Source organism: Bradyrhizobium sp. LVM 105, from assembly GCF_003957705.1.
GTDB lineage: Bacteria > Pseudomonadota > Alphaproteobacteria > Rhizobiales > Xanthobacteraceae > Bradyrhizobium > Bradyrhizobium frederickii.
The window spans coordinates 282530-296425 of sequence record NZ_QZMV01000005.1; the positions used below are offsets into that span (position 1 = coordinate 282530).

Sequence of the window (13896 nt, forward strand, 5' to 3'; positions counted from 1 at the left end):
CGAGAACTAGGGTGCGCAATTGCGCACCTGAGAATCTCGAGATTCTGGGTCTGGTCCTTCGGACCGCCCCGGAATGACCGACAAGAAAAAGAGGGAGCGTCATCGTGGCTGACGGCGTCAGGAAAGACGAAGAATTTTCGGGCACCAAGCCGGTCGAGGAGCGGCATCGTTTCGACGAGCTGCGCCTGGAAGCCTGGATGCGCGAGCACGTCGAAGGCTTCGAGGGGCCGCTGGTCGTGCTGCAGTTCAGGGGCGGCCAGTCCAATCCGACCTATCGCCTCAACACGCCGAACCGTTCCTACGTGATGCGCCGCAAGCCGTTCGGCAAATTGCTGCCGTCGGCGCACGCGGTCGATCGCGAATATAGGGTGATCGCGGCGCTCGGCAAGCAGGGCTTTCCGGTCGCGCGCGCCTATGCGCTGTGCCAGGACGACGGCGTCATCGGCGCCGCCTTCTACATCATGTCGATGGAGGAGGGCCGTGTGTTCTGGGATCCGACGCTGCCAAGTCAGACGCCGGAAGACCGTCGCAAGATCTTCACCAGCAAGATCGAGACGCTGGCGAAACTCCACATGTTCGATCCCACCGCGATCGGCCTCGGCGACTTCGGCAAGCCCGGCAACTACTTTGCGCGCCAGATCGACCGCTGGACCAAGCAATATCGCGCCTCCGAGACGCAGCACATTGCCGAGTTCGAGAAGGTCGCCGAATGGCTGCCGAAGACCGTGCCCGAGCAGGCGCGCGTCTCGATCGTCCACGGCGACTATCGCCTCGACAACATGATTTTCCACGCGACGGAACCGCGCGTGCAAGCCGTGCTGGACTGGGAGCTGTCGACACTCGGCGATCCCATGGCCGACTTCACCTATCTGCTGATGCAGTGGATCATGCCGGGCCTCGACGGCGCGGACCTCAAGGCGCTCAACATCCCGAGCGTGGAAGAGGCCGCGCAGATCTATTGCAACGTCACCAAGATGACGGTGCCCGATCTCAACTGGTACTTCGCCTACAACCTGTTCCGTCTCGCCGGCATCACCCAGGGCATCGCCGGCCGCGTCCGCGACGGCACCGCCGCCAACGCCAAGGCGCTGGAATCAGCCAAGCGCACCGTGCCGCTGTCGAAGGCCTCATGGGAATACGCGCAGAAGGCGGGCGCGGTGTAGAAATGACGAAGGCGCGGCGGGTGGCTGCGCCTTTTATTTGACGCAGAATGACGAGCCGACCACATGATCGATCTGTCGACGTTGATCGCCTATATCCTGATCGTCCTCGGCTTCGTCTTTATTCCCGGGCCGGCCACATTACTCACGATGGCGCGGGCAGCGAGTTCTGGGACCAGGGTTGGCATCGCGACGGGTACGGGGGTCGCGGTGGGTGACGTGATCCACACCAGCATGGCGATCGTCGGCCTTTCCGCCATCATCGCCACTTCGGCGCTGCTATTCAGCATCGTCAAATATGCGGGCGCGGGCTTCCTGATCTACCTCGGCATTCGCGCCATGATCGATAAGGCGCCGATCGGCCTTAATGGCGGCACGCCGGCGATCACTGCAGGCCGCGCATTTCGGCAGGCCGTGCTGACCGAGGTGCTCAATCCCAAGACGGCGCTGTTCTTTCTTGCCTTCCTGCCGCAGTTCGTCCGGCCGGAGCACGGTTCGGTCACCATTCAACTAGCGATACTCGGCGTCGTCTTCGTGCTGCTCGGCTTACTTAGCACCGTTGTATTTGCCGTCGGCGCCGGCCGTCTCGGCAATCTCCTGCGCCGCCATCCGGCCGTCGTGAAATGGCAGGGCAAGGTGGTGGGGGCCATCTATTGCGCGGTCGGCGTCCGGCTGGCGTTGCAGGAGCGCTGAGGCGTCGCGCCCGCGCTCGCTCCAGTAGGGTGGGCAAAGGCGCGTAGCGCCGTGCCCACCAGCTCTCTCGGTCGCAAAGATACGTGGGCACGCTTCCGCCTTCGTTCTTCGAGCTACGTCGGACAAGCCGCTTTGCCCACCCTACGGCACCTACGCCGCGGCCTTCACACAATGCGCGATCAGCCTCTCCACGAAGCCTGCGCATTTCTCCAGCTCGGCCATCTCCACGAACTCGTCCGGCGTATGCGCCTGCGCGATTGATCCCGGGCCGATCACCACCGAGGCGATATCGGCCATGCTCGCGAACAGGCTGGCTTCGGTGCCGAAGGCGACCTTGGCGTGGTCGTTGCGTCCGGCAAGGCTCTTGGCCAGCGTGACGATCGCCGCATCGGCAGCGGTGTCGAGCGCGGGATAGTCGAGGATCTCCTCGAAACCGATGCCGCAATCCGGATGCCGTGCCTTCATCGCCGGCTCGAGCTCGGCCTTGGCCCAGGCGACGATCGCATCCGTCACCTCGCGCGACTCGGTGATGCCGATGCCGCGGCATTCGAAATCGACCGTGCAAGTGTCCGGCACGATGTTGAGCGCGGCGCCGCCGTGGACGATGCTGGTGAGCAGCGTTGAATGCGGAACGTCGTAGAGGCTGTCCATCGCACGCACGGCCGCAAGCTTCTCGGCGCGGCGGCGGATCTCGACGATCAGCTCGGCCGCATATTCGATCGCGTTGACGCCGTCGGGGGCGATCGAGGAATGGCGGGCGAGCCCGTGAAAGGTCGCGCGCACACCGTGCTTGCCCTTGTGGCCGATGATCACCTTCATCTCGGTCGGCTCGCCGATGAAGGCGCCGAGCGGCTTGATCTTCTTCTTCGCGACCTCGCCGAGCATCGGCCGCACGCCGACGCAGCCGATCTCCTCGTCATAGGAGATCGCCAGATGAATCGGCGTTGCAAGCCTGGCCTCCACCATCTCCGGCACCATGGCGAGGCACACCGCGACAAAGCCCTTCATGTCGGTGGTGCCGCGGCCGTAGAGCCTGCCGTCGCGCTCGACCAGCTTGAACGGATCATGGCTCCAGTCCTGGCCCACGACGGGCACGACGTCGGTATGGCCCGACAGCACGAAGCCGGGACGGTCCTCGGGGCCGATCGTGACCCACAGCGAGGCCTTTTGCCCGGTCGCGTCCACGATGCGCTCGCCGGTGATGCCGAACCCGGCGAGGTAGCTCTCGATATGGGCGATCAGGGGCAGGTTGGTGCGGTCGCTGACGGTGTCGAATGACACGAGGTCGGCGAGGAGTTTTCGAATACGGTCGGGTCTTGAGCTCGGCATTGTCTCGTTCTGTCAGGGGATGGAGGCTGAGTTTGCCTGCAGGAACCATACCAACGTGGGGGCCGGTGGGGCAAATCACCATCGCAATCGTCATTCCGGGGCGATGCGCAGCATCGAGCCCGGAATCCATCGGGCCGCATCGGCACTGCGAAATGGGGTCCGGGTTCGCGCCCCGGAATGACGAGGGAAGAGCTCCCAGACCTTGCGTTGCCCGTCGGGCAAAACACCCAAACCATCGGTCAAGAGGTCTCGCCAAAAATATTCTTCTTTACCGAAATTCGGAAATGACGTATGTGTCGCCGCAACCCGGCCCAAGGAAGAGGGGCGTATCGCGATCGTCACGAACGCGGGCCGGGCGGCGGTGGACGCCGATGGCATCGGCGCGAAGGGTTTTGCAGGGCGGAGAGCCGTGAGCGAAACGTCTCGCGCACACGACCGGTGCGATCGGCGTACGGCAAAATCGTGTGGTCCTGACGCCCGGGGTCTGGCGTCAAGTGTTGCGGTGATGTGGCGGCCCGACCGGGCACGCGCATCAGCCATCCGCAAGGCGACGGGGGCAATAGGGCAACGCTCCCCGGGGAGAGCACGACATAAGCCGTCAAACCACTGCGCAGGGAAGGCCGGGATGTCCCCGGTTGCCCTGTTTCCCGCTATGCATGAAGCACACGCAGTCTGCTCTTGGCATGGCGGTCCATGGGAGCCAACCGGCTCCCGGCCTTCCCTGCGCCCTCTTTCATGAGGGTGGGACAACCAAGCAAAGCTCGGGCGAGATGAGCCGCGAGAACGAGTAGATGTGTCTACGGGTGAGATGCGAATCGAAAGAGCGATGCCCACCGCCCCACACTCCGTCATTGCGAGGAGCGAAGCGACGAAGCAATCCAGACTCTTTCCGCGGAGAGACTCTGGATTGCTTCGCTGCGCTCGCAATGACGGCGTTGATGCAGTTGCGCGCGAGGACTCCGCTCTCGTGCCCCGGACGCAGCGCAGCGTCCCTTCGACGATGCGCTGCAGAGCCGGGGGCCATGTCGCAGCGAGTGCCGCCGCCCCTGGGTCCCGGCTCTGCGCAGCAGCGTAAGAACGCGGCAGCGTGTCCGGGACACGGGATGTCCTCACTACACCGGCTTGCCCGTGTACGGCATCGATGCCGTCAGGCCGCCGTCGACCGGGAATGCCTGGCCGTTGACATACGAGGCCTCGTCACTTGCCAGGAACAGTCCCATCGCCGCGAGCTCGTGCGGCTGGCCGGGGCGCTTGAGCGGATTGAGCTGGCCGATCTTGTCCTGGGTGCCGCGTTCCTTGGCGCGGTCGAAGATCGGCTTTGTCATGCCCGTCTCGATCAGGCCGGGGCAGACCGCGTTGATGCGCACGCCGGTGCCGGTGAGCGAATAGGCCGTGGTCTGCACCAGGCTGATCACGCCGGCCTTGCTCGCCGCATAAGGATGCCCGCTGGCGCCGGCCTTGAGGCCGGCGACGGATGCGGTCAGCACGATCGCGCCGGACTGCTGCTTGACCATATGCGGCATCGCATGCTTCACCGCGAGGAACGGCCCGATCAAATTGATGCGCAGGATCTCCTGCCAGTGTTCGACGGTCTGCTCGGCGAGCGGAACGAGTCCGCCGGAAATGCCGGCATTGGCCCAGATCACGTCGAGCCGGCCGTGGGTCGTCACCGCCTTGTCGATCACGGCGATGACGTCCGTCTCCGAGCCCGCGTCCGCGATCATGGCTTCCGCGACGCCGCCGGCTTTCTTCACCTCCTCGACCGTCTCCTTCACCGCCTCGGTGCGATCGACCGCGATCAGCTTGGCGCCTTCCCTGGTGAACAGCAGCGCGGCGGCGCGGCCGATGCCGCTGCCGGCGCCGGTGATGATGACGGATTTGCCTTGCAGGCGGCCCATGCGTTTCTCCCTTTGCTCGCGCGCGACGCTTGCCGTGCGACGGAATTTCAAACAAGATTTCAAACGGTAAAGTGTCTTGAGACGGGTTCGCTACTGACGTACAGCGACATCAAACGGGATGGAAGGGTTTCGATGGCAGGTGCAGACAAGCCCAATGTGGTCGTCACGCGATGGTGGTGGGTCCGTCACGCGCCGGTGCGTAGCGACGGCGGCAACATCTACGGACAGTCCGACATCGCCTGCGACACCAGCGATACCTATGTGTTCAGTGCTGTTGCCAAGGTGCTGCCACGCACGGCGGCCTGGTATTCGAGCAACCTGATGCGCACCCACCAGACCGCCGAGGCGATTTGGGCCGCCGGCTTTCCAAGGCCTGCGTCGATGAAGTGGGAAGCGGATCTCGCGGAGCAGAATCTCGGCCGCTGGCAGGGCATGAACCGGGCCCAGTTCATCGCGAGCCGCCCCGTCGGCACCAGCTGGTTCGCCGACGTCAACGAGCCCGCGCCCGGCGGCGAAAGCTTCATGGACCTCTACAACCGCACGCGCCGCACCATTGAGCGGATCAACAAAGAGGCGGCCGGGCAGGACATCATCGCGGTCGCGCATGGCGGCACGATCAAGGCGGCGCTGGGTCTCGCGCTCGACGGCCAGCCGGAGCGCGGGCTGTCGTTCGACATCGACAATTGCTCTGTGACGCGGCTGGACTATTTTGCGAGTCCCGAGCGCACCGTCTGGCGGCTGCCGATGGTGAACCAGCAGCCGTGGATTGCGGATGCTGCGCACGCAGCGATGCACCAGCCGGCGGGGCCGGAAGTCAAGAAGCTTGCCTGAGTTAAGCTGTCATTCCGGGGCGATGCAACGCATTGAACCCGGAATCTCGAGATTCCGGATTCGGTCCTGCGGACCGCTCCGGAATGACATTCAATACCAAGATCAATCAGGGAGAGACACATGACCTTGTTCGACATGAAGGGGAAAGTCGCCGTCATCACGGGATCGACGCGCGGCATCGGGCTTGCGATCGCCGAGCGCATGGCCGAGCACGGCGCCAAGGTGGTGATCTCCTCGCGCAAGGCCGACGTCTGCGAGCAGATCGCCAAGGGGATCAACGACAAGTTCGGCAAGGGCACCGCCGTCGCGGTCGCCGCCAACATCTCGTCGAAGGAGAATCTGCAGAACCTCGTCGACGAGAGCAACCGTGCCTTCGGCAAGATCGACGTGCTGGTGTGCAACGCCGCCTCGAACCCGTATTACGGGCCGCTCGCCGGCATCTCCGACGATCAGTTCAGGAAGATCCTCGACAACAACATCGTCGCCAACAACTGGCTGATCTCGATGGTGGTGCCGCAGATGATCGAGCGCAAGGACGGCTCCATCATCATCGTCTCCTCGATCGGTGGCCTCAAGGGCTCGACCATCCTCGGCGCCTACGCAATCTCCAAGGCCGCCGACATGCAGCTCGCGCGCAACCTCGCCTGCGAATACGGCAAGCACAATATCCGCGTGAACTGCATCGCGCCCGGCCTGATCAAGACCGACTTTGCGAAAGCGCTGTGGGACAATCCGGAGAACCTGAAGGCCTCGACCTCGCGCTCGCCGCTCTTGCGCATCGGCATTCCCGACGAGATCGCGGGCGCGGCTGTGTTCCTGGGCTCCAAGGCCGGCGACTTCATGACCGGCCAGACCATGGTGATCGACGGCGGCGCGACGATCAGCTGACGGTCTCGTTTCCCGGACGCGGTGCGCTCCCTCTCCCGCTTGCGGGAGAGGGTAGGGGAGAGGGTGTCTCCGCGGTGGGATTCCCAATGAGGAGAAAGCCCTCTCCCGGCGCTTCGCGCCACCCTCTCCCGCAAGCGGGAGAGGGTGCACCGCATATGCCGCTCGATCGTTCGGTGAAGGTTCGAGTCGCTACTCCACCGCGGCGTAAACCAGATCCCGCACCAGGGTCCGCGTGTAGTCGCGCTGTCCGGGCCCCTGGCTCATGAACACCGCGAACAGATCCTCCTTCGGATCGATCCAGAAGAACGTGCCGGCGATGCCGCTCCAGAAATACTGGCCGACGCTGCCGGGGAACGGCGCGATGCCGGACTCGCGGCGCACGGCGAAGCCGAGACCGAAACCGTGGCCGGGAGCAAGCAGGGTGCCGTTGATCTGAACGTGCGGCCCAAGATGATCGGACGCCATCAGCTCCAGCGTCTTGCGGCCGATGATCCTGTTGCCGTCAAGCGTGCCACCATTGCGCAGCATCAGGCAGAAGCGGGCATAGTCCATCGTGGTCGAGACCAGGCCGCCGCCGCCGGATTCCATCACCGGCTGCTCGAGCATGTTGAACAGCGCGACCTTGTCGCCGGTCCAGGGATCGGCCGCGAACGGCTCGGCGAGCCTGCCCGCATTGGCCTCGGAGGTCGAGAATCCGGTCTCGGCCATCTGGAGCGGGGCGAGCACGCGCTCGGTGAGGAAGGCGCCGAGCGACTTGCCGCTGACGACCTCGATGATGCGGCCGAGGATGTCGGTGGAGCGGCTGTAGTTGAACTCCGCGCCGGGCTGGCAGACCAGCGGGAAGCTCGCCACCAGCGCGGCATGCTCGGCGTTGCTGATCTTGCGGCTGCGGACGCGGGACTCCTGATAGAGCTTGTGCACGGGGCCGTCGCCCTGGTGCTCGTAGGTGAGGCCCGAGGTGTGGCGGAGCAGGTCCTGCACGGTCATCGGCCGCGTCGGAGGGACCAGCTCCAGCTTGCCGTCCTTGACGATGCCGACTTGCTGGCTCGCGAATTCCGGGATGAATTTGGCGATGGAATCGCTGAGCAGGAGGCGGCCGTCCTCGACCAGTGCCATGACGGCGACCGACACGATCGGCTTGGTCATCGAGAAGATTCGGAAGATCGAATCACGTGCCATCGGCGCGGCGGCCACCGGGCTCTGCTTGCCGAGCGCCTCGAACCAGCCGACCTGGCCACCTCTTGCCACCAGCACGGTGACGCCGGGAACGGTTCCCTTGTCGATCTCGCGCTTGAAGGCGTCCGACATGGCCTGGAGGCGGGGACGCGACAGCCCGAGGGTCTCCGGGCGCGCCTCCGGCAAGGGCGGGGTCAACGGCGCGATGGCGGCCTGTGAGGCGGCTGGAGCGGTCGCTGTGGCGGTCATGGGCACTCCCGGTTGTTCTTGATTATCGGCAATGGACTGTGGCCCAGAAGCCCCGGCACAAACAAGCGAAGCCGGCGCGGTTCACCCTTGCAATCCGGCCGCTCTCTGTGCTTGAAAGCGCGCCTGATCCTAAGGCGACGCAGGGTCTGTAGGAGTGTAGCTCAATTGGTAGAGCACCGGTCTCCAAAACCGGGGGTCGCAGGTTCGAGCCCTGCCACTCCTGCCAGATAATTCAATGGCTTAAGCGGCTCTTTGTCTCGAACTGGAGCCGGGCCCAAACGGGCACGATCCCAAAATTCCGGCAGAGGTTGTCGATGACGGCCGCGCCCGATGTGCCCGCCGCCTGCTTGCGTTTGCGTAGTCCCTGATCGGCACCGCCGGATCCGCGTGCACCTTTGTCCAGGAGCAGGGTGGCTGGTGTCACGAGGCCCGCCGGCTCTGGCGGGCCTTTCTATGCGGACGCACGCCCCTAGTAGCGGTCGTAATAGCCTGGCGGGTACCCGTGTCGGTGAGGCCGGTAATAACCGTGTGGGGGACGATATTGCGGCACCGGCCTCACATAGAGGCCGGGGGCGTGATACTCGTTGGGATAGCAGTAGCCGTTCGAATAGTTGAAGTCATAGCCACGCGGACACCAGCCGTTTCTTCCCGGGAACTGGACCTGTTGAACCAGAGGCTCCTGAGCAGGCGCGGCCGATACTGGCCCAAGGGCACTCAGCGCCAGCACCACGGCTTGAATAAGCACAGTTTCTCTCCCTCTTTGATCGATCCTGTAACGAAGGGCCAGGAAGCGAGTTCCGACAGGGGAGCTTATAGCGCCCTCACGCGCAACGGCCGTTGAACGGAACATTCACCTGCCGTTCAGGCGAGGAGCACGCGGGCGAGGCGTCGCCTAGCGGGCCGGGATTCGCCCTGCGTCGCGGGGAACCTGGCTGAGATCGACGTCCCGGATGGGAACGCGGCGCAGCAGCGAGACGATGGTGCCGACGAGCTCGAAATAGGTGTGCAGCCGCAGCGCGCGGGACGATCCCTTCAATTCCGCGTTCAGGCTCACGGGTACCTGCACGTAGCTGAGGCCGAGCTGGAGCAGCGAGATCAACGCGCAGATCTGATAACCGTAGCCGTCGGTCTTCACCGCGATCTGGCGCAGCCATTTCACGGGATAGACGATCATGCTGTGGTAGTCGGACAGCCAGAAGCCGAACAGGCAGTTCAGGATGAACCGCAGCGAATGCGACTGCAGCGAGCGGTTGACCGAACGGTCCGACTGATTGTCGCGATAGGTGATGACGAGGTCAGCGGCGCCCGCGGCCTTGAACATCCGGGCAATACCTTCGTTCTGGAAGGCGTGATCGCCGGGAATGAGCGTGATGGCGTCGAACTTCGCACGCGACAGGGCGTATTCGAAGCCGGCACCGACGCCCCGCCGTTCGACGTTATGTTGCACGATGATGCGCGGATCGCCGGCCGCGAACTCGTCCATGATCGCGCCGGTGGCGTCCGTGCTGCCGTCGTCGATCAGGAAGATTTCGAAGTCGTCGAGCAGCTCGCAGGCGAGCGGCAGCACGCCGCCAATGGTGTCGGCGATCTTGTCCTGCTCGTTCAGAGCAGGGATGACGATCGTAAGCCGCTTTGCCGCCCTGGAAGGTGTCATCTTATGCCGCCGTTGCCGGCTACCCTTGACTGGTAGAACCCCGGGGCAACTCTAGGTCATCTGAGCCGGACGAACAATGTGGCCCGGACATGGTCCACACAACCGGACACGAAAGCCGGGATGTGTGTGTTTCGCGCAACTAGTCGGAAAAATCATAGAGGCCGGTATCGCCAATGCCGAAGGCCCGGCGCAGCCGTCCGATGCGGCCTGCCATATTCCGGCCCGCCGCCGTCGCCCTGAAGTGCGAATCGACCGGTTCGACCAGGCCGCCATCGACCAGGTTCCCAATTCGTCCCCGGAAGAGATCCGGAACCTGCCTTTCGGCAATGTCCGAAACCGGGGCCCTGCGACCGGGCCGGTCGACGAGGCCGCGCAGGATGTCCAGGGAAACCGATTTATACACCGCGCCAAAGGCGAAAACGTAAGCCAGGACGCAAAATCCGAAAATCGACGCGGCGTTCCAATATTGAAATTGCGGGATGGCGAAAATTCCTAGCATCACGCCGAGACCATGCGAGACGACCGCGGCGATCGCGAGCAAGATCACGGGTCCGAGCGCCCATGCGCGAGCGCGGGCCATGAGCTGCAAGGCAGGCGCCAGCAGGGCGAAGACGACGACGGCGACGAATCCGACAGCGAAGGACATTGTGCCGCTCACCCAAGACCCGTCGACAGACGAACAAGCTTGACGAAATGCGCGACCGCTACCCCCTTGGCCGTCGGGGCCAGCCGGCCGTCCGCCGTCACCACCAGCCTTGAGCTGATCAGGAGTTTCAGGCGGTTGTGCGCGAAGGTGCCGAGGTCGCCGCCCTGCATGTACGCCTCGGCCCATTGCTCCAAAGTGAGGGGACGTCCGGACTTGACCAGCGCCGTGAGCAGCGTGACCGTAAAGCCCCAAGCGAGCAGACTGAACAGGATGTAGCAAAACATCATCGCCGTCCCCAACAGCAGGAGACCGCCAATCACGTCGCCAACGTCGCGTTGACCAGGAAGCGCGATACAGGCGATCGCGAAAAGCACGACGACGCTGACGCAGGCCAGCCGGAAGCGGCGGCCGGATCCGCCGGTGGCGGCGATGCGCGCGTAACACAGCAACAGCAGTGGAAAGGCGATGCTGAGACCAATCGCAGCGGCCTGCGCCGGGCCCGGTAGCATGTTCATTGCGTAAATCGCCCCGGACGCTCTCAGGCCCAGCCAGAGCGGAAGTCTATAGGAGGTCGCATTTTTCCGGTCAAGAGAGCCCCGGCGCCCCCGGACTTGCGGACGTCTTGTGGGCGTGCGAAGCCTTGCCGGCGCCGTCCCCTTATTCGAGATGCTCCCCAATTGCTGCGTGCGATAGTCGTCCTCCTCATCGTGTTGCTGGCTGCACATGCGCCAATGCTCATGAACGACGGCCTCTTCATGGACGACTGGCTGGTGCTCAAGCCGCGTGCGGACTATTTCATTGACATCGGCTTCCTGCTGAATGGCGCCGGTCATCCGATCTTTTACAGTTACGACGTGCTGGCGAACTGGACGGGCGCACCAGTGGCCGTGATGGTATCGCTGGCGCTTGCTGGAATCGTCTTCGGCGCGGTCTGTCTGGTGCTGACGGCGACGAGGCTCGGTTTGCTCGATCGCGCCGAAGCGGTCGGCGTCGCGATGATCGTCTGGACCTATCCCGGCTATCAGCTTTGGGCGGGCAAGGCCAACGCCGTCTACGTTTTCAGCTTTGGGCTGTTGTTCGTTGGCGCTTGGTTGTTGGTCCTCGCTTTCAGCGCCCGAGGCTGGCGGCTTGTGTCGCTTCGCGTCGCTTGTGCGTTCGTGTTCCTTCTCAGCTTCGCGCTCAACTCGACGGTCGTGCTCTATGCCTTCGTCATGCTTGGGCTGTTCGTTGCGACATGGCAGAGCGGAAACGTCGGAGAGGGCTTCCTTCGCCGCACCTGGCACGCAGCCTGGCGTTGCGCGCTGGGCTATCCGGAATTGATCGTGCTTCCTCTGGTGTATGCGGCCGCGCTCAGTATCTGGTTCAAACGGATTGGTCTCTACGCGCAACACTATGGCGCCCATCTCCCCACGCTCGGCGAAATGGCGAATGGATGGCGGGCGTTCTTCGACGCCGGCTACAGGGACGTCGTGATCCACGCCATTCGGGCAGCGTCCCAGAGTCCGGCCCCCTTCGCCATCGCTGCTGTCCTCGTCGCCGTCACTGTGTTGCTGCTGCGTCCCGGCAAGGAGCCGCCTGCATCAAGACGCGCGATCGCCTTGCCGCTCGCGCTCGCCGTGGTTCTGTTCCTCGCCTTGTCGTCACCCTATCTGATCGCTGGCCTGCGACCCTCTTCCGCGCATTTTTACGAGAGCCGTCACCTGTTGCTGTTCGGTGTTCCGGCGGCGCTGACGCTGCTCGCGCTCAAGCGTCTGGCAGACCATCGGATCGGCTCTGGCGTTGCCTTCGCGTTTCTGTTCGGATCGGGAGCGATGCTGTGGATCGGCATGTTGTGGAACGACTACGCCTTCATGCAGGCGAGAACGCTGAAGCAGGAGGCTCTGACGAGCAGCCTTGCCAACCGGGTGCAGCCCGCGGCCACGGTCTACGCGCTCGACGATCACTTTTTCGGCCATCCTTCGCGAGACGTGCCGTTCGGCCTCGCCGAGGTCACGGGCATGCTTCGCCTCGCGTGGGGCAATCAGCCCTTCTTCGGGTTTGCCTTGCGTGCCGAGCGGCCCGATATTCTCTACGAAATGGCCGAGAAGCGGGTCGCTCCGGGAACTGCATTCCGTCACTTCGATCCGTCGGGGCCGCAGGCGACGATCTTGTTGCTGGCGGCCTCTGGGACTGCGTCGGATCGGACGTTGGTGCGAAAGTACTACACTTGCCGCTTGCTGGCGCGCTGTGATGTTGCAGAGCTTCTGGCTCAAATTGCGCGGGTCACGATCGAGGTGGGCCCGATTGCCGGCATCATTCCGCTCGACCGCGCAAGCGAGAGTGTCAAGCCAGGCCGCTAGCCCACCGCTTCCAGACTGTCTCTGCAAGCGCGATGTCGGTCACCGAATCCGCGCCGGAGGCCAGCGGTGTACCATGCGTGGCGACATCGGAAACGAAGGCGTCGGCCTGACGCCGAAATGCCCAGCTCGCATCACCGGCCAGCCGCGTGCGTTGACCATTGCTGTCGACAACCACCTCCGCCTCTTCTGCTGCAAAGGGTGGGGGCAGCTCCAGGGTCACCGCGCCGCGCTCGAAGTCGATGGTCAGTCCTTCGCGCCAGGCTCCGTCTGACCCGCTCACGAGATCAAGCGTGCAGGCGATGCCGTCAAAATCGAGGGTGATGCGCCCGGCCCCTGAAGCTTCGATCGCGCTTTCGGCGACCGCGGGCGACGATCCGAGCAAATAGCGCGACAGGTTTATGATGTGGCTGAAGACGTTCAGAAAATTGTCGTAGCCGGGGCGCATCGCGCGCGGCATCCAGTCCGGACCATCCTGCCAGAGTTCGAGCCCGTCCGGGCGTGCTTCGCCGGTCATCACGAAATTGTCCTGCGACCGCCCCGTGTCGCCGCCGAAGCACCAGCCCTTTGCCCGGACGATGCGTCCGAGTGAGCCGTCATGATGCAAGCGCGTCAGCACCTCAAGCGCCCGTGCCACGCCGGCGTCGTGACGCTTCATGTAGCCGATGCTGTAGACAAGGTTATGCTGCCGTGCGGCTTCGGCCAGCGACATGGCTTGGGCGGTCGTGTAAGCCATCGGCTTCTCAGAGAGCACGTGCCGGCCGCTGTTGAGCGCGTCCAGCACGATCGGACCAGTGGCCCGGCGCTTGGTCACCACCACGACGGCGGATACCGCGCTGTCCGCGAGCAGCTCCCGGTGCGAGCCGTAAATTCGCGAGATGCCGAATTTATGCGCGGCCGCAGCCGCCAGATCCGGCCGGAGGTCTGCGATCGCGACGACGCGACAGGCGGGATTGGCGACGAAATTGGCGAGGTGGCACATCTGGCCGACCATGCCCGTTCCGATGATGCCAATGCCTGGCCTCAATGGCTGCGC

Annotated in this window: 12 protein-coding genes and 1 tRNA gene; 6 read left to right on the forward strand and 7 right to left on the reverse strand. The window is 64.1% G+C overall.

Features of this window, described 5'->3' with window-relative positions:
- Positions 1–104 precede the first annotated feature (104 nt).
- Positions 105–1163 (forward strand): phosphotransferase family protein, encoded by a 1059-nt coding sequence (locus D6B98_RS16720; protein ID WP_126258066.1) that lies wholly within the window; start codon positions 105–107, stop codon positions 1161–1163.
- A gap of 63 nt (positions 1164–1226) precedes the next feature.
- Positions 1227–1853, forward strand: a complete 627-nt coding sequence (locus tag D6B98_RS16725) for a LysE family translocator (protein WP_126258067.1) — start codon at positions 1227–1229, stop codon at positions 1851–1853.
- A 150-nt stretch (positions 1854–2003) separates the two neighbouring features.
- Here D6B98_RS16725 and argE read toward each other — a convergent pair whose 3' ends face one another.
- Both argE and D6B98_RS16745 read right to left on the reverse strand, forming a co-directional pair.
- A complete protein-coding gene (argE, locus tag D6B98_RS16730) occupies positions 2004–3182 on the reverse strand; it encodes an acetylornithine deacetylase (protein WP_126258068.1) in 1179 nt (392 codons plus the stop codon).
- A 1112-nt stretch (positions 3183–4294) separates the two neighbouring features.
- Complete coding sequence (locus tag D6B98_RS16745; protein WP_126258070.1) at positions 4295–5080, reverse strand: SDR family NAD(P)-dependent oxidoreductase; 786 nt, start codon at positions 5078–5080, stop codon at positions 4295–4297.
- A gap of 132 nt (positions 5081–5212) precedes the next feature.
- On the opposite strand from D6B98_RS16745, the gene D6B98_RS16750 reads away from it, so the two are divergent.
- Both D6B98_RS16750 and D6B98_RS16755 read left to right on the forward strand, forming a co-directional pair.
- Positions 5213–5911, forward strand: coding sequence for a histidine phosphatase family protein (locus tag D6B98_RS16750; RefSeq protein WP_164718669.1), 699 nt, complete (start codon positions 5213–5215; stop codon positions 5909–5911).
- A gap of 120 nt (positions 5912–6031) precedes the next feature.
- Positions 6032–6799: an SDR family NAD(P)-dependent oxidoreductase gene (locus D6B98_RS16755; protein WP_126258071.1), complete on the forward strand. Its 768-nt coding sequence runs from the start codon at positions 6032–6034 to the stop codon at positions 6797–6799.
- 189 nt (positions 6800–6988) lie between these two features.
- On the opposite strand, the gene D6B98_RS16760 is transcribed toward D6B98_RS16755, so the two are convergent.
- The gene (locus D6B98_RS16760; RefSeq protein ID WP_126258072.1) at positions 6989–8224 is read right to left on the reverse strand and encodes a serine hydrolase domain-containing protein; all 1236 of its coding nucleotides are present in this window, start codon (positions 8222–8224) and stop codon (positions 6989–6991) included.
- A 150-nt stretch (positions 8225–8374) separates the two neighbouring features.
- Between D6B98_RS16760 and D6B98_RS16765 the strand changes: the two genes are divergently transcribed.
- Positions 8375–8450 (forward strand) — tRNA-Trp (locus D6B98_RS16765).
- 666 nt (positions 8451–9116) lie between these two features.
- Here D6B98_RS16765 and D6B98_RS16770 read toward each other — a convergent pair.
- The 3 genes from D6B98_RS16770 to D6B98_RS16780 all read right to left on the reverse strand — a co-directional run bounded on the left by D6B98_RS16770 (position 9117) and on the right by D6B98_RS16780 (position 11033).
- A complete protein-coding gene (locus D6B98_RS16770) occupies positions 9117–9878 on the reverse strand; it encodes a glycosyltransferase family 2 protein (RefSeq protein WP_126258073.1) in 762 nt (253 codons plus the stop codon).
- A gap of 139 nt (positions 9879–10017) precedes the next feature.
- Complete coding sequence (locus D6B98_RS16775) at positions 10018–10524, reverse strand: hypothetical protein (RefSeq protein ID WP_126258074.1); 507 nt, start codon at positions 10522–10524, stop codon at positions 10018–10020.
- 8 nt (positions 10525–10532) lie between these two features.
- Entirely contained in the window at positions 10533–11033 is a 501-nt protein-coding gene (locus D6B98_RS16780; protein ID WP_245481405.1) for a hypothetical protein, read from the reverse strand.
- A 168-nt stretch (positions 11034–11201) separates the two neighbouring features.
- Between D6B98_RS16780 and D6B98_RS16785 the strand changes: the two genes are divergently transcribed.
- Positions 11202–12863, forward strand: a complete 1662-nt coding sequence (locus D6B98_RS16785; protein WP_126258076.1) for a hypothetical protein — start codon at positions 11202–11204, stop codon at positions 12861–12863.
- Here the strand turns inward: D6B98_RS16785 and D6B98_RS16790 are convergent.
- On the reverse strand, positions 12847–13887 hold the full coding sequence (locus tag D6B98_RS16790; RefSeq protein ID WP_126258307.1) for a Gfo/Idh/MocA family protein: 1041 nt from the start codon (positions 13885–13887) through the stop codon (positions 12847–12849). The two genes, D6B98_RS16785 and D6B98_RS16790, sit on opposite strands and share 17 nt — an antisense overlap.
- Positions 13888–13896 lie beyond the last annotated feature (9 nt).

Bases quoted from the DNA above. Each gene is read 5' to 3' on its own strand.
- D6B98_RS16725 (WP_126258067.1), top strand. From the start codon at position 1,227: ATGATCGATCTGTCGACGTTGATCGCCTATATCCTGATCGTCCTCGGC.
- argE (WP_126258068.1), bottom strand. From the start codon at position 3,182: ATGCCGAGCTCAAGACCCGACCGTATTCGAAAACTCCTCGCCGACCTC.
- D6B98_RS16745 (WP_126258070.1), bottom strand. From the start codon at position 5,080: ATGGGCCGCCTGCAAGGCAAATCCGTCATCATCACCGGCGCCGGCAGC.
- D6B98_RS16750 (WP_164718669.1), top strand. From the start codon at position 5,213: ATGGCAGGTGCAGACAAGCCCAATGTGGTCGTCACGCGATGGTGGTGG.
- D6B98_RS16755 (WP_126258071.1), top strand. From the start codon at position 6,032: ATGACCTTGTTCGACATGAAGGGGAAAGTCGCCGTCATCACGGGATCG.
- D6B98_RS16760 (WP_126258072.1), bottom strand. From the start codon at position 8,224: ATGACCGCCACAGCGACCGCTCCAGCCGCCTCACAGGCCGCCATCGCG.
- D6B98_RS16770 (WP_126258073.1), bottom strand. From the start codon at position 9,878: ATGACACCTTCCAGGGCGGCAAAGCGGCTTACGATCGTCATCCCTGCT.
- D6B98_RS16775 (WP_126258074.1), bottom strand. From the start codon at position 10,524: ATGTCCTTCGCTGTCGGATTCGTCGCCGTCGTCGTCTTCGCCCTGCTG.
- D6B98_RS16780 (WP_245481405.1), bottom strand. From the start codon at position 11,033: ATGCTACCGGGCCCGGCGCAGGCCGCTGCGATTGGTCTCAGCATCGCC.